This window comes from Lentzea fradiae (assembly GCF_900100955.1).
Lineage (GTDB): Bacteria > Actinomycetota > Actinomycetes > Mycobacteriales > Pseudonocardiaceae > Lentzea > Lentzea fradiae.
In genome coordinates, this window is sequence record NZ_FNCC01000011.1 from 13616 (window position 1) to 34634 (window position 21019).

A 21019-nucleotide genomic window follows, 5' to 3' on the forward strand; every position below is an offset into this window, starting at 1 on the left:
CAGCGACGCCCGCCGATCGGAGCAGTCAGCGCAGCTCCAGGCCCTGCAGGAAGCCGCCGGGGGTGTGGGTGGGGCCGAAGTGCGCGCCGGTCGCGAAGTCCGCTCCCGCCTCGCGCCACCACCGGGCCTGCTCGGCGCCGGAGATGCCGTCGACGGCGACCGCCACCCCGGCCTCGCGCATCAGCGGCAACAGTGCCGTCACGTACGGGGACCTGCGTTCGACCAGCGGTGTCGCCACCCGCACGGACCGCACCGGCAGCTCGGACACGGCGGCGGGGTCGAGCGGGCCGAGACCGAAGTCGTCGACGCCCATGTGCACGCCGACGCCCGCGAGGGTGGTGAGGTTGTCGGCCGCGTCGGTCAGCGGCAGCACCTCGGCGGGCATGCTGAGGGCGAGCCGCGCCGGGTCGAGGCCGGTCTCCTCCAGTACCCGGACGACGCGGGACACCAGGTCGGCGTCGGTCGACTGGTGCGGGGTGAGCCGCACGACGAGCGACCTGTCGAACTGGCCGCGCTGCCGCCACCACGCCGACTGGCCGCCCGCGATCTTGAGCAGCCACTCGCCGAGCGGCAGGATCAGCCCGGTCGCCTCGGCGAGCCCCGCGCACCGGTCGTGGCCGAGCACGCCGAGTCCCGGCCGGTCCCAGTGCAGCAGCGCCTCGGCGCCGTTGACCTCACCGCCCGCCAGCCGCACGAGCGGCCGGTACCGCACGGTGATCTCGCCGTCCTCCCAGGCGGCGGGCATCGACACGGCCAGCAGGTGGTCGCGCCGGTCCTCGGCGTCCTGGCCGGGGTGGAACACCTCCCACTGCCCGCGCCTGCGCACCTTGGCCCTGCGCAGCGCCGTGTCGGCCGCGCGCAGCAGGTCGACGGGCTCGGTCGCGGGGTCCGGCCGCTGCACGACGCCCGCGCTCATCGACACCGCCAGCCCGTGACCGTCCACATAGGTCGGTTCGAGCAGGTCGTCGTTGATGCTCTTCATGATCGCGCCGATGGCGGGCGTGGTGGCCTTGTTCTCCAGCAGGACGCCGAACTCGTCGCCGCCGAACCGGGCGATCATGACCTTCTCGCCCGCCAGCAGCACCCGCAGGCGCTGGGCGACGTGCTGGAGCAGCCGTTCGGCGATGCGGCCGCCGAAGCTGTTGCTCACCATGCCGAACGCGTCGATGTCGAGGTGCAGGACGGTGATGCCGTGCTCGGGGTCGGCCTTGCGCAGCACGGACTCCAGCTGCGTGGTGAAGAACTGCCGGTTCGGCAGGCCGGTCAGCACGTCGTGCAGCGACTGCCGCTTCAGCTCGTTCTGCAACAGCTCCAGCTCGGTGCCGTCCTCGACGACCACGACGAAGTGGCTGCTCTCGTCGTCCGCGCCGCGCAGCAGCGACGCCGTCAGCGTGAGCCGTGCCGGTTCGCCGTCGATGCGCAGCATCCGCTGCGCCTGCCGCACCCGGTGCGCCCGGCCCGCCAGCAGCTCGTCGAGCGCGGACCTGAGCATGTCGACGAAGTCGGGTGCCACGAGGTCGAGCAGCGCCATGCCGGTGAGCTCGTCGGCGGTGTAGCCGAGAATCTCGCCGATGGCGGCGTTGGCCCGGACGAGCCTGCCTTCCAGGTCGACGATGAGGACGCCGTTGCTGGAGGAGGTGACGACCTCGTTGTAGCGGGCCTCGCTCTCCTTGAGGTTCCAGTTGGCGTCGCGCACGGCCTTGAGCAGCGACCGCTGCATGCTCTCCTGCTGGGCGAGCACGGACTCGGTGTTCGCGGCGGTGAACCCCGTGCCGATGGCGCCGATCGCGAGCACGACCCGTTCGGCGTACTGCTCGAGCGGCTGGAGCTCCGGCAGCGCGAGCAGGCCCTTGCCGAGGACCTCGGCGGTGCAGCGCAGGCCGGGCCGTCCGAGGTGACCGAGGTTCGCGAGGTCCACGCCGAACTGCTCGGCGGCGGAGGGGTCGAACTTCTCGGCGTGCAGGAGGTCGCAGAGCGCATCGAGCCGTTCACCCAGTTCGGCGTCGAGATCCTCTCTGCCCATCGGGATGGCGACGGCGCCCAGCAGGCGGTACGACCATTTGCGCGCGAGTGTCCGCCGCGCCTTCTCGTTGTTCTGCGGAGACGGCGTGACGTCGGGTATTCGGCGCGGCGTGGACATTTCGGGGCGGCCTCGCTGTGGGCTCGGAGGATCCCGGAAGTTTACCCACGCACGGTAGGTGCGACCTCAACCGGTAGCGTGAATTATCATCCCTCGATCGGAATTTCCGCTACGGCTTCCGTCCGACCCCGGCGAACGCGATCCTGTTCACGGCCGGGTCGTCGGAAACGTCGCCGGGACCGGAAGGACGCCATTCGGCGAACTTGACGAGCCCTGGTTCGACGATCTCGAAATCACCGAAGAACGCCTCGATCTCGGCGCGGTCCCGGTAGGTCACGTCACCGCCGCCGGCCTTGCTCATCCGGTCGGTCACGGCCCTGGCCTCGTCGTTGACGTGGTCGCCCGCCATGTGCGAGATCGCGAGGTAGCTCCCGCTCGGCAGCGCCTCCCGGTACCTCTTGAGCAGGCTCTGCGGGTCGGCCTCGTCCGGCACCCAGTGGACCATGAACAGCAGCAGCAGCCCGATGGGCTCGTCGAGGTCCAGCAACCGCCTGACCTCGGCGCTGCCGAGGATGCTCTCCGGGTCCCTCATGTCGGCCTGCAGCACGCCGACCCGGTCGTTACCTGCGACGATCAGCTGGCCGTGCGCGACGGCGACGGGGTCGCGGTCCACGTAGACGACCCGGCAGTCGGGCGCCTGCTCCTGCGCCACCTCGTGCACGTTCGCCACGGTCGGGATGCCGGAGCCGATGTCCAGGAACTGGCGGACGCCCTGCTCGGTCATGAACCGCACGGCCCGGCGGAGGAACGCGCGGTTGAGCCTCGCCGCGTTGCGCGAGTTCGGCATCATCTGCTCGGCCTTGTCGCCCATCACCCGGTCGACCGCGAAGTTGTGCGCGCCGCCGAGCAGGTAGTCGTACACGCGTGCCGCGCTGGGCACGGAGACGTCGACGTTCTGCGGGATCCAGTTCTCGTCGGCCACGGCGAACACCTCTTCGGGTTGCGGACGCACCAGCTTAGTCATGCACTGAGCGCACTCGATTACGCCGCAAGTGTGAACCAGCTCCACCCGATCGGCCACTGTCGTCCTCAACCGAATGACTCATATGGTGTCCCCCTCTTTCCCCGGACGAGGAGCGATGATGTCCGTCCCGGTGGCACCCGGCCGGTTGCCATTTCTCGGGCACTCGTTGCCAATGCTCACGAAAAGATTCGCGTTCACCGCGAATTTGCGTGACCAGGGCGACTTGGTGGAGGTTCACCTCGGCCCGTTGCGGGCTTTTTTCGTCACCAGTCCGCAGCTGATGCACCAGGTGCTGGTCACCGACGCGCCGAAGTTCCACAAGGGCAGGATGTACGACAAGTTCCGCCGGTTCGCGGGCAACGGGCTCGCCCTGTCGAGCGGGTCCTACCATCTCCGCCAGCGCAGGATGATGCAGCCGGCGTTCCACCGCGACCGGATCGCGGCCTACGCGGCCATCATGTCCCGCGCTGCCGGGGAGCTCGTCGGACGGTGGCGGGCGGACGAGGTGCGGCGGCTGGAGGTGGACATGCAGGGACTCGCCGTCACGATCGTGGGCGAGGCGCTGTTCTCCACCGAGATCGGCCGCAGGGCGGTCGACGAGGCCCGCCGGTCGGTGTTCGTGATCGTCAAGAACGGCATCCTGCGCGCCCTCTCGCCGGGGTTCGTGGAGAAGCTGCCCATCCCGGCCAACCGGGAGTTCGACGAGGCCATCGCCCGGATGCGCGCCATCGTGCAGGAGGTCGTCGACAGCCGCCGCGGCGACGACACCGACCACGGCGACCTGCTGTCGACGCTGATGCTCGCCAAGGACACCGCGACCGGTGAGCCGATGACCGACGAGCAGGTCTTCGACGAGGTCGTCACATTGCTGACCGCGGGGATCGAGACCACCGCGCTCGCGCTCGCCTGGATCTTCCACGAGATCGCCGCCAACCCCGAGGTCGAGGAGCGGGTGCTGGCGGAGGTCGACGAGGTGCTGGGCGGGCGGCCGGTGACGGTCGGCGACGTGCCGCGGCTGACCTACCTGGGCAGGGTCGCGAACGAGGTCCTGCGCAAGTACTCGCTCTGGCTGATCATGCGCCGCACCGCCGAGGAGGTCGAGCTCGGCGGCGTCCGATTACCCCCGGGCACCGAGGTCATCCTCAGCCCGCACACGCTGCACCACGACCCCGCCCACTTCCCCGACCCGGAGCGCTTCGACCCGGACCGCTGGCTCCCCGAACGAGCGAAGCTGCTGCCCAAAGGCGCCTTCGTCCCGTTCGGCGGCGGCATCCACCAGTGCATCGGCAACCACTTCGCCCTGACCGAGATCGCCATCGTCGCGGCGACGGTCTTCTCGCGGTACCGGCTCGTCCCCGACCGGCCCGTGCGCACCAGGTTCACCAATGCGGCCTACCCCAACGACCTCATGATGAAGGTCGTCCCCCGCTAGCTGGAGGTTCTCCCCCCATGCGTTTCCGTCGGCTTTGTGCCGCCGTGCTGCTCGCCGCGTTCCTACCGGTTCCCACGCCGGCCAGTGCCGCTCAGACCACCTGCGAGGACGTGCACACCCCCGTCCGGTTCGGGCTGATCCAGCAGACGATGTACGGCAGGCTGTGCGTGCCCCGCGGAGCGACGACCGTGCAGGTGCTCGTCCCCGGTGGCACGTACACGAGCGGCTACTGGGACATCCCCGGCGAGGGCGAGAGGCGGTCCGTCACCCGTTCGATGAACAGCGCGGGCATCGCCACGATGGCGGTGGACCGGATCGGCTCGGGCAAGAGCACCAAGCCGCTCAGCATCCTCGTCGACGTCCCGAACCAGGCGCAGGCGGTGCACCAGGTCGTGCAGAACCTGCGCCCGCGGTTCGCCAAGGTGCTGGTGGGCGGGCACTCCATCGGCTCTGCCATCGCGATGGTGGAGGCCGCCCGCTACCGCGACGTCGACGGCGTCCTGGTCACCGGCATGACACACCAGTGGGACTACCTCCGCGCCGTGCCCGCGCTGACGAACCTGATCCCCGCGCTCCTCGACCCGAAGCTGAGCCTGCGCGGCCTCGACGTCGGCTACCTGACGACGGCGCCGGGAACCCGGTACACGATGTTCCACGCGCCCGGCCCGAACCTCGCCGAGGTGATCAGCCTGGACGAGGCCACCAAGGACGTCGTGTCGGCGGGCGAGTTCGTCACCACCGCGCTGATGTCCAACCTCGTGCTGCCCGCCAGCACCACCATCTCGGTGCCGGTGATGACCGTGCAGACGTCGGCCGACTACTTCTGCGGCACCCCGCCGCTCGGCGCCGACTGCTCCTCGCCGCAGGCGCTGGTGAGGTCCGAGCGGCCGTTCTACCCGCGGGCACCCCGGCTGGACGGCCACGTCGTCAACGGCTACGGGCACGTCTTCAACTACGACACCACCGAGGCCGACGCCTACCACGCGGCGCTCATCGCGTGGCAGCGCAGCATCTGAACCTGCTTCCACGACCGCTGTCCGTAACCCCCCACCCCGCTAGCACTTCTCTTTCGTGTTCGCCCTGCTGCACGCGGGGGCCCCACGTTCGCTCCACGAGTACGCGGGGACCCCGCGTACTAAAGCCACGTCGCGCAGAGAGAGCGGTGACCGCTGTACGGATGACACACGGGTGGGTGCGTGACGGGCAACGGCGGGGCAGCGTTCAGCTGAGCTGCTTGAGGAAGTCGCCCGCGTTCTCGGGTGAGCCGAAGTGGGCGCCGATCGCTAGGTCGGCGCCCGCGTCGGTCCACCAGTCGGCCTGGTCGGCGTTCTCGATGCCGTCCACGCACAGGTCCACGCCCAGGTCGTGCACCGCCGGGACCAACGCGGCCGAGCGGGTGTCCTGACGCCGCACCAAGTCCTTCGGCACGAGCACCGACACCACCGGCAGCTCCGTGAGCCACGCCAGGTCCCGCGGGCCGAGGCCGAAGTCGTCGAGCGCGATCCGCACGCCCATGTCCGCGAGCGTCGCCAGGTTCTCGGCCGCCCCTGCCACCGGCAGCACGCCGACGGGCATGGTGAGCGTCAGGCTCCGCGCAGCCATACCCGTCTCGTCGAGCACCTTCGCCACGCGGGACACCAGGTCGGCGTCGGTCGCCTGGTGGCGGGTGAGGCGGACGCCGAACTGCGCGTCGAGCTCGCCGCGCTGCCGCCACCACTGCGCCTGGCCCGCCGCGATCCTGATGAGCCACTCGCCCATCGGCAGGATGAGACCCGTCGAGTCGGCCAGTTCGGCGCAGCGGTCGGAGAGGTCCCAGTGCAGCACCGCCTCCACGCCCGCCAGCTCACCGGTCGCGAGCACGCGGACGGGCTGGTAGCAGACGCCGATGTCGCCCTGCTCCCACGCGCCGGGCATCACGACGGCCAGCGCGGCGTCCCGGCGGTCCGCTGTGCTCTCGTTGCCGTGGAACAGCTTCCACTGGCCGCGCTGGTCCTTTTTGGCCTGACGTAACGCCAGGTCGGCCATGCGCAGCAGCTCCGCGGGGTCGATGTCGGGTGACGGCCGGTGGACGACGCCGGCGCTCACCGAGACGGCGAGACCGTGGTCGTCGACGAACACCGGCTCGGACAGGTCGGTGTTGATGGCGGCCATGATGGCGGCGATGTCCGGTGTGCCGGGCGAGTTCTCGACGACGATGCCGAACTCGTCGCCGTCGAACCGGGCGACCATCGCCTGCTCGCGCGACATCACCGTGCGCAGCCTGCGTGACACGTGTTGCAGCAGCTTCTCGCCGATGCGGCCGCCGAGACTGTTGCACACCAGGCCGAACGCGTCGAGGTCGAGGTGGAACACGGTGACGCCGAGCTCCGGGTCCGCGCGGCGCAGCACCGTCTCCAGGTGCGTGGTGAAGAACTGCCGGTTGGGCAGGCCGGTCAGCACGTCGTGCAGCGACTGGCGGCGCAGTTCTCCTTGCAACAGAGCAAGTTCCGTGGCGTCGTCCGCGACGACGAGCACGTGGCTCGCCTTGCCGTCGGCGTCGCGCAGCAGTGACGCCGTCAGGGTGACCTTCGCCAGGTCGTCCTCGCCGCGCAGCAGCTGGAGCGGTTCGCGCTCGAAGTCACCGCGTTCGGCGAGCACCCGCTCGATCATCTCGCGGAACACGGCGATCGAGCCGGGTGCGACGAGCTCCATGAGCCGCGTGCCGGGCTCGGGGGCGTGGCCGAGGATGTCGCCGATGGCCTCGTTCGCCCACACGACCCTGCCGTCGAGGCCGACGAGGAGGATGCCGTTCGTCGACGAGTGGGCGACGACCTCGAACTTGGCCTCGGTCTGCCGCCGGTCGCGCTGCGCGTCGTGGGCGGCCTTGAGCAGCGACCGCTGCATGCTCTCCTGCTGGTCCAGGATCGACCGGGCGCGGGCCGCGCTGAAACCGCACGTCAGCGCGCCGATGCCGCCGACAACGCGCACGGCGAGCTGCTCGACGGACCGGAGCTCCTCCAACGCCATCAAGCCCTTGCCGAGCACGTCGATCGTGCGCTTGAGACCGGGCTCGTTCACGTAGCCGAGAGCGACGAGCCGCTCCCCCACCTCCTCGAACGGGGCAGGGTCGAACGGCTCGCTGTGCAGCGCCGCGCACAACGCGTCGAGCTGGTCGCCGAGCTCGGCGTCCAGCTCGTCCCTGTTCATCGCGACGACGACGACGCTGCTGAGCAGGTAGCTCCACTTGCGCGCCAAGGCTTCTCGCGCGCGGACGGCGGCGGTGTCCTGCGGCGGAGCGGCATCGGGTCTTCGGCTCGGATTCGTCATTCCCGTTGCCCTGTATGGGTTGAAGAGTGTCCGGCAGTTTACCTACCGGCAGTCGGCGGCCATTGAGCCAACAGTGTGATCCTCGGACACTGCCGTGTGATTTCAGTCCTTACGACCAACACCAGCGTACAAGAACATGTTCATGGACGCCTCGTCGGCGAAGTCGCCCGGTCCGTCCGGACGCCACTCCCCGCAGCCGACGAGGCCCGGCTCGACCAGGCCGAACCCGTCGAAGAGCGCGCTGACCTGCTCATGGGTACGCATGTGCATCCGGTCGGCGCTCTTGCTGCGGTTCACCACGTCCGCGGCCCTGCCGACGTTCTCGCCGATCTGGTCCTTCGCGACGTGCGTCATCACGACGAAGCTGCCGGCGGGCAACGCGTCGCGGTAGCTCGCGACGAGCTCGCCGGGACCGTCCTCGTCCGGCACCCAGTGCAGCATGAGCAGGAACAACAGCCCGACCGGTTCGTCGAACCGCAGCAGCCGCCGCAGGCCGGGACTCGCCAGCACGGCCTCCGGGTCGCGCATGTCGGCCTGCACGATCGCGGCGTTGTCGTTGTCAGCCAACAACAACCGGCTGTGCGCGACGGCGACCGGGTCCTTGTCGACGTAGACGACCCGCGCCGCCGGGTCGCGTTCCTGCGCCACCTCGTGCACGTTCGCGACCGTCGGGATGCCGGACCCGATGTCGAGGAACTGCCGGACTCCCCGGTCCATCAGGAAGCGCACGGCGCGGCCGAGGAAGCGGCGGTTGAGCCGGGCGACGCTCGGCAGCCCGGGAACCAGCTTCTCGATCTGGGAGCCGACCTGCCGGTCGGCGGCGAAGTTGTGGGCGCCGCCGAGGATGTAGTCGTAGACGCGGGCCATGCTCGGCACGGCCGTGTCGATGCCGGGAGGTACCCAGCTCTGGGTCTCTGCCACGGGAAACACCTCTTCGGTTTCGTGGCGGTCCGGGGAAGACGCACGAGCCTAGCCAGTGGAACTGCCTCGGGACTGAGCCAGGAGAGTGACGCGGAATCACCCGATCAGGCACTGTCGTCTTCATCCAAACGGCTCCTAGGGTGGTCCGTCCCCGTTCGGCCCCACTCCTCAGGAGTTCCGAATGCCCGTCCCGGTGGCCCCGAGCCGCTGGCCGCTGTTAGGGCACACACCGGCGATGCTCCTCCGGCGCGCCGGGTTCACCGACGCGCTGCACGAGCACGGTGACATCGTGCGCCTCGACCTCGGCCCACTGCGCGCACACTTCGTCACGAGCCCTGAGCTGACCTACGAAGTCCTTGTCTCCCAAGGGTCGAAGTTCCGCAAAGGCGCGATGTTCGACAAGTTCCAGCCTTACCTGGGCACCGGTCTGCTGCTGTCGAACGGCGAGCACCACCTGCGGCAACGCCGGATGATGCAGCCCGCCTTCCACCGCGAACGGATTGAGGCGTATGCGTCGACGATGGTTCGTACAGCTGCTGCGCTGGCTGCGAGGTGGCGGCCCGACGAGGTCCGCGCCGTCGAGGAGGACATGCAGGAGCTCGCGGTCACGATCGTCGGTGAGACGCTCTTCTCCACCGAGATGGGGCAACGCGCCGTCGCCGAGATCCGCAGGTCCATCTTCACGGTCATCCAGCAGGGGATGATCCGCGCGCTGACGCCGTCGTTCGTCGAGAAGCTCCCGCTACCGGGCAACAGGGACTTCGACGCCGCCATCACGCGCATGAAAGCCGTTGTGCTGCAAGTGATCCAGAGCTGGCGCGCCGACGGAACCGACCACGGCGACGTGCTGTCGACGTTGCTGCTGGCCAGGGAAGACGGCGCCGGCATGACCGACCAGCAGACCTACGACGAGGTCCTCACCCTGCTCACCGCGGGCATCGAGACCACCGCCATCGCACTGGCCTGGGCGCTGCACGAGGTCGGCGAGAACCCGGACGTCGAGCACCGATTACACAGGGAGCTGGACACCGTCCTGGGCGACCGCGAGGTGACGTTCGCCGACATCCCGAAACTGACCTACACCACGAAGATCGTGCAGGAGACCCTCCGCCGCTACCCGATCTGGTTCGTGATGCGCCGAACCCTCACCGAGGTGCGACTGGGCGCCGCGACCCTCCCCGCGGGCGCCGAGGTGATCATCAGCCCTCACGCCCTGCACCACGACCCGCGCCACTTCCCGGACCCGCACCGCTTCGCCCCTGACCGCTGGACCCCCGAGCTCACCGCCGCCCTCCCCCGCGGCGCCTTCGTCCCGTTCGGCGGCGGCACCCGCCAGTGCCTGGGCAACGTCTTCGCCCAGACCGAGGTCGTCCTCACCCTCGCGACGATCGCGTCCCGCTGGCGCCTCGTCCCCACCAGACCGGCCCGCGTGAAGTTCACGTCCGCGCCGTACCCGCACGGCCTGCTGATGCGCGCCGTCCCCCGCCACTGACCGGAGGTAGTACCCCCATGCGTCTCCGCAGGCTCTGCGCCGCGGCCCTGCTCACCACCGCCACCCTCCTGGCCCCACCCCCGGCGTCGGCCGCGGTGACGTGCGAGGACGTCAGCTACCCGGTGCGCATCGGCCTCACCCCGCTGGTGACGACCCAGGAGACGATGGCCGGCAGGCTGTGCGTCCCGTCCAACGCGCGTACCGTGCAGGTCCTGATCCCCGGAGGCACCTACGACAGGTCCTACTGGGACGTCGGCTTCGAACCGTCCACCCACTCGTTCACGACGTCCCAGAACAAGGCGGGCATCGCCACCCTGGCCCTGGACCGCCTGGGCACCGGCCGCAGCTCCACACCCCTGAGCGCCCTCGTCACCGCCTCGACCCAGGCGAGCGCGGTCCACCAGGTCATCACCACCCTGAAACCGCGCTTCACCAAGGTGATCGTCGCGGGCCACTCCATCGGCTCCGCGATGGCCATGATCGAGGCAGGCACCTACCGCGACGTGGACGGCGTCCTGGTCACCGGCTTCACCCACAAGATGAACTACGTGACCGTGGTCCCGGTCCTCGCGAACATGATCCCGGCGCGTCTGGACCCCGGCTACCTGACCACCATGCCCGACACCCGCTACAACGCCTTCCACAAACCAGGCCCGCTGGTCACCGGCGCCATCGCCTGGGACGAGAACACAAAAGACGTCTTCGCCGTAACCGAGGCAGTGGACACGATCTTGATGAACACGGTCATCATCCCGATCTCCCGCCGCATCACCGTCCCGGTGATGATCGCCGTCGGCAACGACACCCACTTCTGCGGCTCGGGCATCCCCCTGATGGGCAGTGACTGCTCGTCCCCAGCCGCCCTCAAGGCAGACGAGGCCCCGTTCTTCCCCTCGGTCCCCCGCCTGGACACCTACGTCCTCAACGGCTACGGCCACTCCATCAACTACGCCCCCAACGCCCCCGACTACCACGCGGCAGTCGCCTCCTGGGCAAAGACGATCTAGCTACACTTCCGGGATGGACGAGGAGATCCACGAACGGGTCCGCGACTACATCAAGGCCATCCCCCGCGGCCGAGTCGCCACCTACGGCGACATCGCGGACCTCGCCAAGGCCCCGTCACCACGCCTGGTGGGCCGCATCCTCAACGAGGACGGCCACGACCTGCCGTGGCAACGGGTCCTGAAAGCCGACGGCACCTGCGCCCCGCACCTGCGCGACATCCAGCTCCAGCTCCTGCACGAGGAGGGCGTCCCCAACCTGGACGGCAAGGTCAACCTGCGCGACCACCGCTGGGAACAGGCCCGCAAACCGGAACCGGAGGAACCTCCCGGCCTCTGGTGACGCGCGCACCGGCTCACGACGCGAAGCGAACCGACCCGCCGGTCGCTGCCATCCCCTCGAAATACCGCCGAACCAAGGCATCGACAACCAGTGGATGCGCCCCGACAGGCTCAGCGACAACCTCGGCGCCACAACCCACGACAGCGGAGTGGAACACTCCGGGCGCCAGCAACCAGGACGCGACAGCCACCCGCCGCCCCCGAATCCCGGCGACCACATCGGCGATCCGAGGATCGGCGGTGGCCACGTACCCGATCCCCACAGCCCCCAGCAACGCCCCGGCCCGCCGGACATCGGCCAGCGCCCGCTCATCGGAAGACCCGGCTGCGGCAAGCACAACGGCATCCCCTCGACGAAACCCGGCCTCTCGCAACCGATCTCGAACCGCGGGAACGGCATCCACCCCGAGTGGCCGGGTCACGACCACCCCGGCACGCCCCCCGATCTGCTCGGGGATGTCAACCCGAACGTGATACCCAGCCGCCAAGAACACAGGCACCACGACACAAGGCGAGTCGACAACAGCCCCAACAGAAGGCTCGAGAACGTCCGCGTACCCCACCACAACCGGAACGTCCACAGCGGACCGGACCGCGGCGGCGATCTCCTCACACACAGCAATCCCGCGAGGAGAACGGGTTCCGTGAAACGCCAGAACAAGTTTCACGCGGGCTCCATAGCTAGCCGGTAACCACGCTTGACGACCGTGCACACCATCTGCGGCGACCCCAGAGCGGTCCGCAACCGCCCGATGGCGGTCTCCACAGCGTGCTCCTCACCCCCGGAAGGCAAGGCAGCCAACAACTCCTGCCGGGACACCACCCGCCCCCGAGCAGCGACCAGCGTCCGCAGCACAGCCATCGGAGCCGGAGCGACAGGCCGCAGCTCACCGTCGATCACGACAGCGGACGCCCGCATCTCCATCTCCCGCGAGGCGATCCGCAACCGGGTGGCCCGAGCTGGAAGCTCGACCGCCAGCTCCCGCACCATCGACCCGATCCGGGACCGGACGGGCTGCACGACGGGAATCCCGGCGGCGACCAGCGGCCCGGCCGTGATCGCACCGACGCCGACGACGAGGACGTTCCGCCGCAACGCTTCGACCAGCGCGCCGTACCGGTCCCCGGCGGTCCGCAGCACCGAGGCCGCTGCGGGAGCACTGGTGAACGTCAGGGCGTCCACCTGTCCGCCCAGCACGGCGTCGATCAGCGACTCCAGCGGCCGGATGTCGGCCGGGGGTTCCCAGCGGTAGACGGGGATCTCGACGACGTCGGCACCGGCGGCGGCGAGGGTGTTCACGAAGTCCGGCAACGGTTCGCCGTGCAGCTGCACGGCCACCCGCTTGCCTGCCACGCCCATCCGCAGCAGGTACTGCAGCAGCTCGGCGTTCGACTCCGACTCGGGTGACCACGTCTCCACGAGACCGGCCGCCCGGACGGCACCCTTGGCCTTGGGGCCGCGCGGCAGCACGACGGCGGAGGACAAGGCCCGGTGCAGCCTGCCGGCCAGGCCCCACCCCTCCGCCGCCTCGAACCAGCCGCGGAACCCGATCGCGGTGGTCGCCACGACGACGTCCACGGGTGCCGCGACCAGCGCCGACGTGGCCTGGTGCAGGGTGGCGTCGTCGGGCAGCGGCAGGATCCGGATGGCCGGGCCGTGCAGGACCGAGGCGCCCTTGCGTTCCAGCAGGGCGATGAGCTCGTCGGCGCGGCGGGCCGCGGTGACGCCGATGGTGAAGCCCGCCAGCGGTCCCGTCACGTCAGCTCCACGACGCCGTCGCGCACGCGCACCGAGTGCACCGCGACGGACACCGACGGCTCGTCCAGACACTTGCCGGTCGCGAGCTCGAAAGCCTGCTTGTAGACCGGGGACACCACGACGGGCACGCCGCCGCGGTCGCCCACGATGCCGCGCGACAGCACCGCGGCGCCGCTGAACGGGTCGATGTTGTCGAGTGCGTGCACGGCTCCGTCGGCGGTCAGGAACACCGCCACCTGCGAGCCGTCCGGCAGCAGAGCGGCGACGCCCTGCTCGGGACGCAGCACGGCAAAGTCACAGACGATCATCTGACGACCTCCGGTATGCCCAGGGAGACGGGGACGCGCTGACCACGTTCAGCGCGGAACTCGATCGTGGGGTCGGGCGTGCCGGGCGCGTTGACGAACGACGTGAAGCGCGCCAGCTTCTCCGGGTCCTCCAGGACGCCGCGCCACTCGTCGGCGTAGTCCGTGACGTGCGAGGCCATCGCGGCCTCCAGCTCGTCGCAGATGCCGAGCTTGTCGTCGACGACGACCTCGCGCAGGTGGTCGAGTCCGCCGTCGAGCCCTTCCAGCCACGCCGACGTGCGCTGCAACCGGTCGGCGGTGCGGATGTAGAACATCAGGAACCGGTCGATCACGCGGACCAGCGTCTCGGTGTCCACATCGGACACGAGCAGGTCGGCGTGGCGGGGCGTGAAGCCGCCGTTGCCGCCCACGTACAGGTTCCAGCCGTTCTCGGTGGCGATGATGCCGAAGTCCTTGCTCCGCGCCTCCGCGCACTCCCTGGCGCACCCGGAGACGGCCGACTTGAGCTTGTGCGGCGACCGCAGGCCCCGGTAGCGCAGCTCCAGCTCGATGGCGAGGCCGACGGAGTCCTGGACGCCGTAGCGGCACCAGGTGGTGCCGACGCAGGACTTCACCGTGCGCAGCGCCTTTCCGTAGGCGTGCCCGGACTCGAAGCCCGCGTCGACGAGCCTGCGCCAGATCTGGGGCAGCTGGTCGACCGTCGCGCCGAACAGGTCGATGCGCTGGCCGCCGGTGATCTTGGTGTAGAGGCCGAAGTCGCGGGCGACCTCGCCGATCACGATCAGCTTCTCCGGCGTGATCTCGCCGCCGGGGATGCGCGGCACGACCGAGTAGGTGCCGTTGCGCTGGAGGTTCGCCAGGAACCTGTCGTTGGTGTCCTGCAACGGCGCCTGCGACTCGCCGAGGATGTGGCCGTTCCCGAGCGACGCGAGGATCGACGCCACCGCGGGCTTGCAGATGTCGCAGCCGCGGCCGGTGCCGTGCTTCTCGATCAACGCGCTGAACGTCGTGATCCGGGTCGCACGGACGATCTCGAACAGCTCGGCCCGCGAGTGCGTGAAGTGCTCGCACAACGCCTTGGACTGCTCGACACCGCACTCCGTCAGCAGCTTCTTCAGCATCGGCACGCACGAACCACAGCCCGTGCCGGCCTTGGTGCACGCCTTCAGCTCGGCCACGTCACACGCGACGCCGGACTGGATCGCGTCGGTGATGGTCTGCTTGGTGACCGCGTGGCACGAGCAGACCTGGGCGTCCGCGGGCATTTCCACGTCCACGGCACCGCCCGGTTGCAGCAGCGCCGCCGGAACTTCCTTGCCCACCAACGGTCGCAGCGACGGGTAGGCGGAGGCGTCACCGACGAGCACACCGCCGAGCAACGTGCGGGCGTCGTCCGACACGACGAGCTTGCTGTAGGTGCCGGCGACGGCGTTGTTCACCACGACTTCCAGCGCGCCCTCGGTGACGGCGTGCGCGTCGCCGAACGACGCCACGTCCACCCCGAGCAGCTTCAGCTTCGTGGACACGTCGGCACCGGGGAACACCCGCGTGCCACCGGAGATCTGGTCCGCGACCACCTCCGCCATCGCGTAACCGGGCGCGACCAGCCCGTACGCCACGCCTTCGACGGCGGCGCACTCTCCGATCGCGAACACGCGCGGGTCGGAGGTCCGGCACGCGGCGTCGACCAGGTAGCCGCCGCGCGGCCCCAGCTCCAGGCCCAGGTCCAGGTCGGTGCGCGGCCGGATGCCCGCGCTGAACACGACGACGTCGAGGTCCAGTTCGAGCCCGCTGGCCAGCTTGGCGATCAGCCGCTCGCCGTCGCGTTCGATGGAGGAGGCGGACGTACCGGTGTGCACGGTCAGGTCGAGCTTCTCGACCAGCCGCTTCAGCAGCCCGGCACCGCCCTCGTCGACCTGGATCGGCATCAGCCGCGGCGCCAGCTCGACGACGTGCGGCGAGACGCCCATGCCGCGCAGCGCGTTGGCGGCTTCCAGGCCGAGCAGGCCGCCGCCGAGCACCATGCCGGACTTCCGGCCGGGGCGCGTGGCGGCCTCGACGGTCGCACGGATGTCGTCCAGGTCGTCGATCGTCCGGTAGACGTGGCAACCGGGCAGGTCGCGGCCGGGCACCGGCGGCACGAACGGCACCGATCCGGTCGCCAGGACCAGCACGTCGTAGGAGACCTCGACGCCGGACGCGCCGACGACGACACGTCGTTCCCTGTCGACCGAGACCGCCTTCTCGCCGAGACGCAGCTCACATCCGCTGAGCGCGGGCAGCTCCAGGTCGGCGGAGTCCCAGCTGTCCACGTAGGACGACAACGCGACCCGGTCGTAGGCGGGGCGGTTCTCCTCACCGAAGACCACGATCCGCCAGGACGAGTCGCGGAGGACCTCGACGAGCCGGTGGCCGACCATGCCGTTCCCGATCACGACCAACGTTCCGGGAGTCGTTCCAGCCATCGGGCATCCCTCCTTCCGCCCGGTATGCTCACCGGGCGGCGTGTCATCCCAAGGTCCGCGCTATTTCGCGGGTGTTAAAGGAAACTCTCTTCGCAGCTCAGAGCGGTGTGCGTCACACGCCCGCGTAGGCCAGCGACGGCCGTGCCGCGAACACGTTGCGCCGCAGGTAGAACCACCACGTGGTGCCCAGGCAGAGCGCGTAGAAGACGAGGATCGCGGTCAGGGCGGGCGTCAGCGTCTTCGAGCCCTCCAGCGAGAACTTGAAGACGAGGTTCACCAGCACGCCACCGGCCGCGCCGACCGCACCCGCGATGCCGACCACGGCGGCGGCTTGGCGCTTCGCGGACTTGTCGTCGTCGGACTGGGTGCGGAAGATCGCCGGGATCATCCGGTAGGTGGAGCCGTTGCCGACGCCCGCCAGCACGAACAGCAGGATGAACGAGCTGAAGAACAGCGCGAAGTTCTGCAGGTCGACGCTCACCAGCACGCCGATCGTGCCGATGGCGAGCCCGACGAACGTCCAGAGCGTCACCTTCGCGCCACCGATCCGGTCGGCGAGCCAGCCGCCGAGCGGACGGGCGACCGAGCCGATCAGCGCGCCGAGGAACGCGAGCCCCACCCAGCCCTTGTAGTCGACGAAGCTCAGCTTGATCAGCGACGGGAACGCGAACGAGTAGCCGATGAACGAGCCGAACGTGCCGATGTACAGGAACGACATCACCCACGTGTGCATGTTGGACAGTGCGAGCTTGTACGACTGCCCGTCCGGCTTGGCCTGCGTGAGGCTGTCCATGAAGAACCACGCGAGCACGGTGGCGAGCACGATGAACGGCATCCAGATCAGTGCCGCGTAGGCGAGGTTGATGCCGGCGCCGATGGTGATGACGAACGGCACGATGAGCTGCGTGACCGCGACGCCGAGGTTGCCGCCGGCGGCGTTCATGCCGAGCGCCAGACCCTTCTTGCCCTCCGGGTAGAAGAACGAGATGTTCGCCATCGACGACGAGAAGTTGCCGCCGCCCAGGCCCATCGCGGCCGAGGTGAGCAGGAAGAACCAGTACGGCGTGCCCGGCGTCGTCACCGCGTGGGCGAGCATCGCGCACGGGATCAGCAGCATGCCCGCGCTGATGGTGGTCCACAGCCTGCCGCCGAACCTCGGCACCGCGAACGTGTAGGGCACCCGCAGCACGGAACCGACCAGGTTCGGCACGATCAGCAGCCAGAACTGCTGGCCGACGCTGAAGTCGAAGCCGACGGAGCCGAGGCTCACCACCACGATGCTCATCAGCACCCAGACGCTGAAGCCGAGGTTCTCGGCGAAGATGCTCAGCGCCAGGTTCTTGCGGGCGATCCGCTTGCCGGTGGACTCCCAGAACTCGGGCTTCTCCGGCTCCCAGTGGTCGATCCAGCTCATGTGAACTTCCTCCGCGGGGTCGGCGACTGCCCAACAACCTAGGAACCGGGCATTACCGAGGGGTTCGCCGCTGTGACGCGGGCGGCAACTCCGCCGCACATCACGCGGGCTGCGGTTGTGAGGCTCCGAGCCAGTCGAGCAGGCCGCAGACCGCGTCCTTGCAGCCACCGCAGCCGGTGGTCGCGCGGGTGGCCTCGGCGAGCTGTGGCAACGACTCCGCGCCCGCCCGCCAGGCCGACACGATCTGTCCCTTCGAGACGGTGTTGCAGCGGCAGATCACCGCGCTGGACGGCAGGTCCGCCGGTGACGCGGCCTCCGCGGGCAGGGCGCGGCCGAGCAGCAGCGCGAGCCGGTCGGTGGGCGCGGGGATGCCGCGGTCGTAGAGCTGGGTGATGGTGGCCGCCGCGTCCGGTGCGCCGAGCACGATCGCGCCCGCCACCCGGTCGTCGCGCAGCACGAGCTTCGCGTACCGGCCGCGCGAGGGTTCCTGGAAGCACAGGACCTCCGAGTCGGGGCAGTCGACGTCGGTGTGCACGTCGCCCAGCGCGGCGAGGTCGACGTCCCGCGCCTTCAGCCTCGTGACGACGGACGTGCCGCGGTAGCGGGCGGCCGGGTCGGCGCCGGTCAGCCGGTCGGCGAGCACGGCGGCCTGGTCCCAGGCCGGTTGCACGAGGCCGGAGACGGTGCCGGGGTGCTGCGCGCAGTCGCCGATCGCGTGGACGCGCGGGTCGCTGGTGCGCAGCGCGTCGTCGACGACGATGCCGCGGTCGACGGTCAGCCCGGCCGCGACGGCCAGCGACGTCTCGGCGCGCACGCCCGCGGAGACCACGACGAGCTCGGCCGGGACGTGGCTGCCGTCGTCGAGGACCAGGCCGTCGCCGGGGAGGTACTTGGCGGCCAGCGAGTTCAGCCGGAACTCGATGCCGAGCCTGCCGAGCGTGCGGGCGAGGACGGTGCCGGCGCCGGGGTCGAGCTGGCGTTCCATCAGGTGGCCGACCGGGTGGACGACCGTGACCAGGCAGCCGCGTCCGGCGAGCCCCCTGGCGGCCTCGATGCCGAGCAGGCCGCCGCCGAGCACGGCGACGGGCATGCCCTTGGCGGCCTTGGCCTCGATCTGTGCGCAGTCGTCGAGGGTGCGGAAGGCGACGACGCCGGGGGCCAGCGCGCCGTCCTCCAGCAGGCCCTCGGCGGGCGGCACCCACGGCGTGCTGCCGGTGGCGAGCACCAGCGCGTCGTACCCGACCTCCTCACCGCTGGTGAGCCGGACGGTGCGGGCCGCGCGGTCGATCTCCTCGACGCCGCAGCCCAGCCGCAGGTCGATGTCGTGGCGCTCCGCCCAGTCGTCGTCGTGCAGCCGCGTCGACTCCGGCGTCATCGAACCCGCCACCACCGTCGACAGCAGCACCCGGTTGTAGGCGGCGTGCGGTTCCGCGCCCACCACCGTGAGGTGCACCCCGGGGTCGCGGCGGCGCACCTCGTCCGCCAGCCGCGCACCCGCCATGCCGTAACCGACGATCACGATCCGCCTCATGCCCGCTCCAATCGCACCGCGCACACCTTGAACTCGGGCATCCGGCTCGTGGGGTCGAGCGCGGGGTTGGTGAGCAGGTTCGCCCGCCCGTCACCGGGGAAGTGGAACGGCAGGAACACCGCGTCGGCGCGCATGCTCGGCACGCACCGCACGGCCGCCGTCACCCGGCCCCTCCTGGACACGACGTGCGCGAGCGAGCCGGCTTCCAGCCCCGCCCGTGCGGCCGTGTCGGGGTGCATCTCCACGTACATCTCGGGAACGGCCTTCATCAGCTCGCCGATCCGCCGTGTCTGCGCACCCGACTGGTAGTGCTGCAGGACCCGCCCGGTGGTGGCCTGCAACGGGAACTCGGCGTCCGGCGGTTCCGCCGGGCCGCGGTGGTCGACCGGGACGAACCGCGCGAGGCCGTCGGCGTGCGCGAACCGGTCGAGGAAGAGCCTCGGTGTTCCGGGGTGCCCGGTCGAGGGCACCGGCCAGTGCAGCCGTTCGGCGTCGAGGCGGTCGTAGGTGATGCCCGAGTAGTCGGCGAGACCACCGGCGGAAGCCCTGCGCAGCTCCTCGAAGACCTCCCGCGGCACGACCGGGAACCCGGCCGGCACGCCGAGGCGCGTCGCGAGGCCGTTCAGCAGCTCCAGGTCGCTGCGGACCCCGGGAGGCGGGTCGAGCGCCTTGCGGCGCCGGATGACCCGGCCCTCCAGGTTGGTCATGGTGCCGTCCTCCTCGGCCCACTGCGTGACCGGGAACACGACGTCGGCCATCGCGGCGGTCTCCGACAGCACGAAGTCCGCGACCACCAGCAGGTCGAGCGCCTTGAACCGGTCCGCGACCCCGGCCGCCCGCGGCGCGGACACGACCGGGTTGCTGCCGAACACGAGCATCGCCTTGACGTCGTCGGCCATCAGCAGCTCGTACGCGCTGCGGCCCGGCCCCGGCAGCTCGGACACGCCCCACACGTCCATGACGTGCCTGCGCGCCGCCGGGTCGTCGATCTTGCGGTAGCCGGGCAGCTGGTCGGCCTTCTGGCCGTGCTCCCGGCCGCCCTGGCCGTTGCCCTGCCCGGTCAGGCACCCGTAGCCGGAGCCCTCCCGGCCGGGAAGTCCCAGTGCCAGCGCCAGGTTGATGAACGCCGACACGGTGTCGGTGCCCGACGCGTGCTGCTCGGACCCGCGCCCGGTCAGGATGTACGACCGGCCCGCGAGCAGCTCCACCGCCGCCCTCTGGTCGGCCGCCGAGACGCCCGTGACGCGTTCGGTCTGCTCCGGCCACCACTGCGCCGCGACCCGCCAGGCGTCGTCGAAACCGGTGGTGCGCTCGGCGATGTACTCCTTGTCGACGAGCCCTTCGACGACCGCGGTGTGCAGCAACCCCAGCGCCAGCGCGAGGTCCGTACCCGGTGCGGGCTGCAGGTGCAGCGTGGCGCGTTCGGCGGTCGGCGTGCGGCGCGGGTCGATCACGATCAGCCGCGGCCCCTCCAGGTGCCGCAGGAACGGCGGCATGGTCTCGGCCGGGTTCGACCCCGCCAGCAGCACGGCGTCCGCCGTCTTGAGGTCGGTGAGCGGGAACGGCAACCCGCGGTCCAGCCCGAACGCCTTGTTGCCCGCCGCCGCGGCCGACGACATGCAGAACCGGCCGTTGTAGTCGATCTGCGAGGTCTTCAACGCCACGCGCGCGAACTTCCCGAGCGCGTACGCCTTCTCGTTGGTCAGTCCGCCGCCGCCGAACACGGCGACCTCGTCGGGTTCGTACGACCGGATGCGGGCGGCGACGAAGTCCAGCGCGTCGTCCCACGACACCGGCTCACCGTGCAGGAGCGGCGTCGTCAGCCGGCCGGGGTGGCGCAGCAGCTCCCCCGCCGTCCAGCCCTTCTGGCACAGCCCACCGGGGCCAGGGGCCACCTGGCCGTCGATGACGCTCATGGAGCACTGCAGCGCGCAGTAGGGG

The 21019-nt window shown here is 70.3% G+C and carries 16 protein-coding genes; 5 read left to right on the forward strand and 11 right to left on the reverse strand.

Features of this window, described 5'->3' with window-relative positions:
* Positions 1-25: 25 nt before the first annotated feature.
* Positions 26-2140 carry a putative bifunctional diguanylate cyclase/phosphodiesterase gene (locus tag BLT23_RS25525; RefSeq protein ID WP_090053070.1) on the reverse strand — a complete coding sequence of 705 codons (2115 nt, stop codon included), beginning with the start codon at positions 2138-2140 and terminating at the stop codon, positions 26-28.
* A gap of 109 nt (positions 2141-2249) precedes the next feature.
* Complete coding sequence (locus tag BLT23_RS25530) at positions 2250-3104, reverse strand: SAM-dependent methyltransferase (RefSeq protein ID WP_090053073.1); 855 nt, start codon at positions 3102-3104, stop codon at positions 2250-2252.
* A 118-nt stretch (positions 3105-3222) separates the two neighbouring features.
* Between BLT23_RS25530 and BLT23_RS25535 the strand changes: the two genes are divergently transcribed.
* Both BLT23_RS25535 and BLT23_RS25540 read left to right on the forward strand, forming a co-directional pair.
* A complete protein-coding gene (locus BLT23_RS25535; protein ID WP_090053802.1) occupies positions 3223-4536 on the forward strand; it encodes a cytochrome P450 in 1314 nt (437 codons plus the stop codon).
* Positions 4537-4553: 17 nt separating this feature from the next.
* The gene (locus BLT23_RS25540) at positions 4554-5552 is read left to right on the forward strand and encodes an alpha/beta fold hydrolase (RefSeq protein ID WP_245744167.1); all 999 of its coding nucleotides are present in this window, start codon (positions 4554-4556) and stop codon (positions 5550-5552) included.
* Between the two features lie 205 nt (positions 5553-5757).
* On the opposite strand, the gene BLT23_RS25545 is transcribed toward BLT23_RS25540, so the two are convergent.
* Entirely contained in the window at positions 5758-7842 is a 2085-nt protein-coding gene (locus tag BLT23_RS25545; protein WP_090053078.1) for a putative bifunctional diguanylate cyclase/phosphodiesterase, read from the reverse strand.
* Positions 7843-7944: 102 nt separating this feature from the next.
* Positions 7945-8763 carry an SAM-dependent methyltransferase gene (locus BLT23_RS25550; RefSeq protein WP_090053081.1) on the reverse strand — a complete coding sequence of 273 codons (819 nt, stop codon included), beginning with the start codon at positions 8761-8763 and terminating at the stop codon, positions 7945-7947.
* A gap of 181 nt (positions 8764-8944) precedes the next feature.
* Between BLT23_RS25550 and BLT23_RS25555 the strand changes: the two genes are divergently transcribed.
* The 3 genes from BLT23_RS25555 to BLT23_RS25565 are packed head-to-tail and all read left to right on the forward strand — an operon-like array spanning position 8945 to position 11602.
* Positions 8945-10255, forward strand: a complete 1311-nt coding sequence (locus BLT23_RS25555) for a cytochrome P450 (RefSeq protein WP_090053084.1) — start codon at positions 8945-8947, stop codon at positions 10253-10255.
* Positions 10256-10272: 17 nt separating this feature from the next.
* Positions 10273-11262, forward strand: a complete 990-nt coding sequence (locus BLT23_RS25560) for an alpha/beta hydrolase (RefSeq protein ID WP_090053086.1) — start codon at positions 10273-10275, stop codon at positions 11260-11262.
* Positions 11263-11275: 13 nt separating this feature from the next.
* Complete coding sequence (locus BLT23_RS25565; RefSeq protein WP_090053089.1) at positions 11276-11602, forward strand: MGMT family protein; 327 nt, start codon at positions 11276-11278, stop codon at positions 11600-11602.
* Positions 11603-11615: 13 nt separating this feature from the next.
* On the opposite strand, the gene BLT23_RS25570 is transcribed toward BLT23_RS25565, so the two are convergent.
* From BLT23_RS25570 to BLT23_RS25600, 7 genes are all read right to left on the reverse strand, one after another.
* Entirely contained in the window at positions 11616-12269 is a 654-nt protein-coding gene (locus BLT23_RS25570; RefSeq protein ID WP_090053092.1) for a sirohydrochlorin chelatase, read from the reverse strand.
* Complete coding sequence (locus tag BLT23_RS25575; RefSeq protein WP_245744168.1) at positions 12266-13360, reverse strand: uroporphyrinogen-III synthase; 1095 nt, start codon at positions 13358-13360, stop codon at positions 12266-12268. The genes BLT23_RS25570 and BLT23_RS25575 overlap by 4 nt, the downstream gene beginning before the upstream one ends.
* Complete coding sequence (nirD, locus tag BLT23_RS25580) at positions 13357-13668, reverse strand: nitrite reductase small subunit NirD (protein WP_090053094.1); 312 nt, start codon at positions 13666-13668, stop codon at positions 13357-13359. The genes BLT23_RS25575 and nirD overlap by 4 nt, the downstream gene beginning before the upstream one ends.
* The gene (gene nirB / locus BLT23_RS25585) at positions 13665-16133 is read right to left on the reverse strand and encodes a nitrite reductase large subunit NirB (RefSeq protein ID WP_090053097.1); all 2469 of its coding nucleotides are present in this window, start codon (positions 16131-16133) and stop codon (positions 13665-13667) included. The genes nirD and nirB overlap by 4 nt, the downstream gene beginning before the upstream one ends.
* Before the next feature lie 112 nt (positions 16134-16245).
* Complete coding sequence (locus BLT23_RS25590) at positions 16246-17547, reverse strand: MFS transporter (RefSeq protein WP_090053099.1); 1302 nt, start codon at positions 17545-17547, stop codon at positions 16246-16248.
* A 100-nt stretch (positions 17548-17647) separates the two neighbouring features.
* Positions 17648-19078 (reverse strand): FAD-dependent oxidoreductase, encoded by a 1431-nt coding sequence (locus BLT23_RS25595; RefSeq protein ID WP_090053102.1) that lies wholly within the window; start codon positions 19076-19078, stop codon positions 17648-17650.
* On the reverse strand, positions 19075-20994 hold the full coding sequence (locus BLT23_RS25600; protein ID WP_090053104.1) for a molybdopterin oxidoreductase family protein: 1920 nt from the start codon (positions 20992-20994) through the stop codon (positions 19075-19077). Before BLT23_RS25600 ends, BLT23_RS25595 begins: the two co-directional genes overlap by 4 nt.
* Positions 20995-21019: the final 25 nt, after the last annotated feature.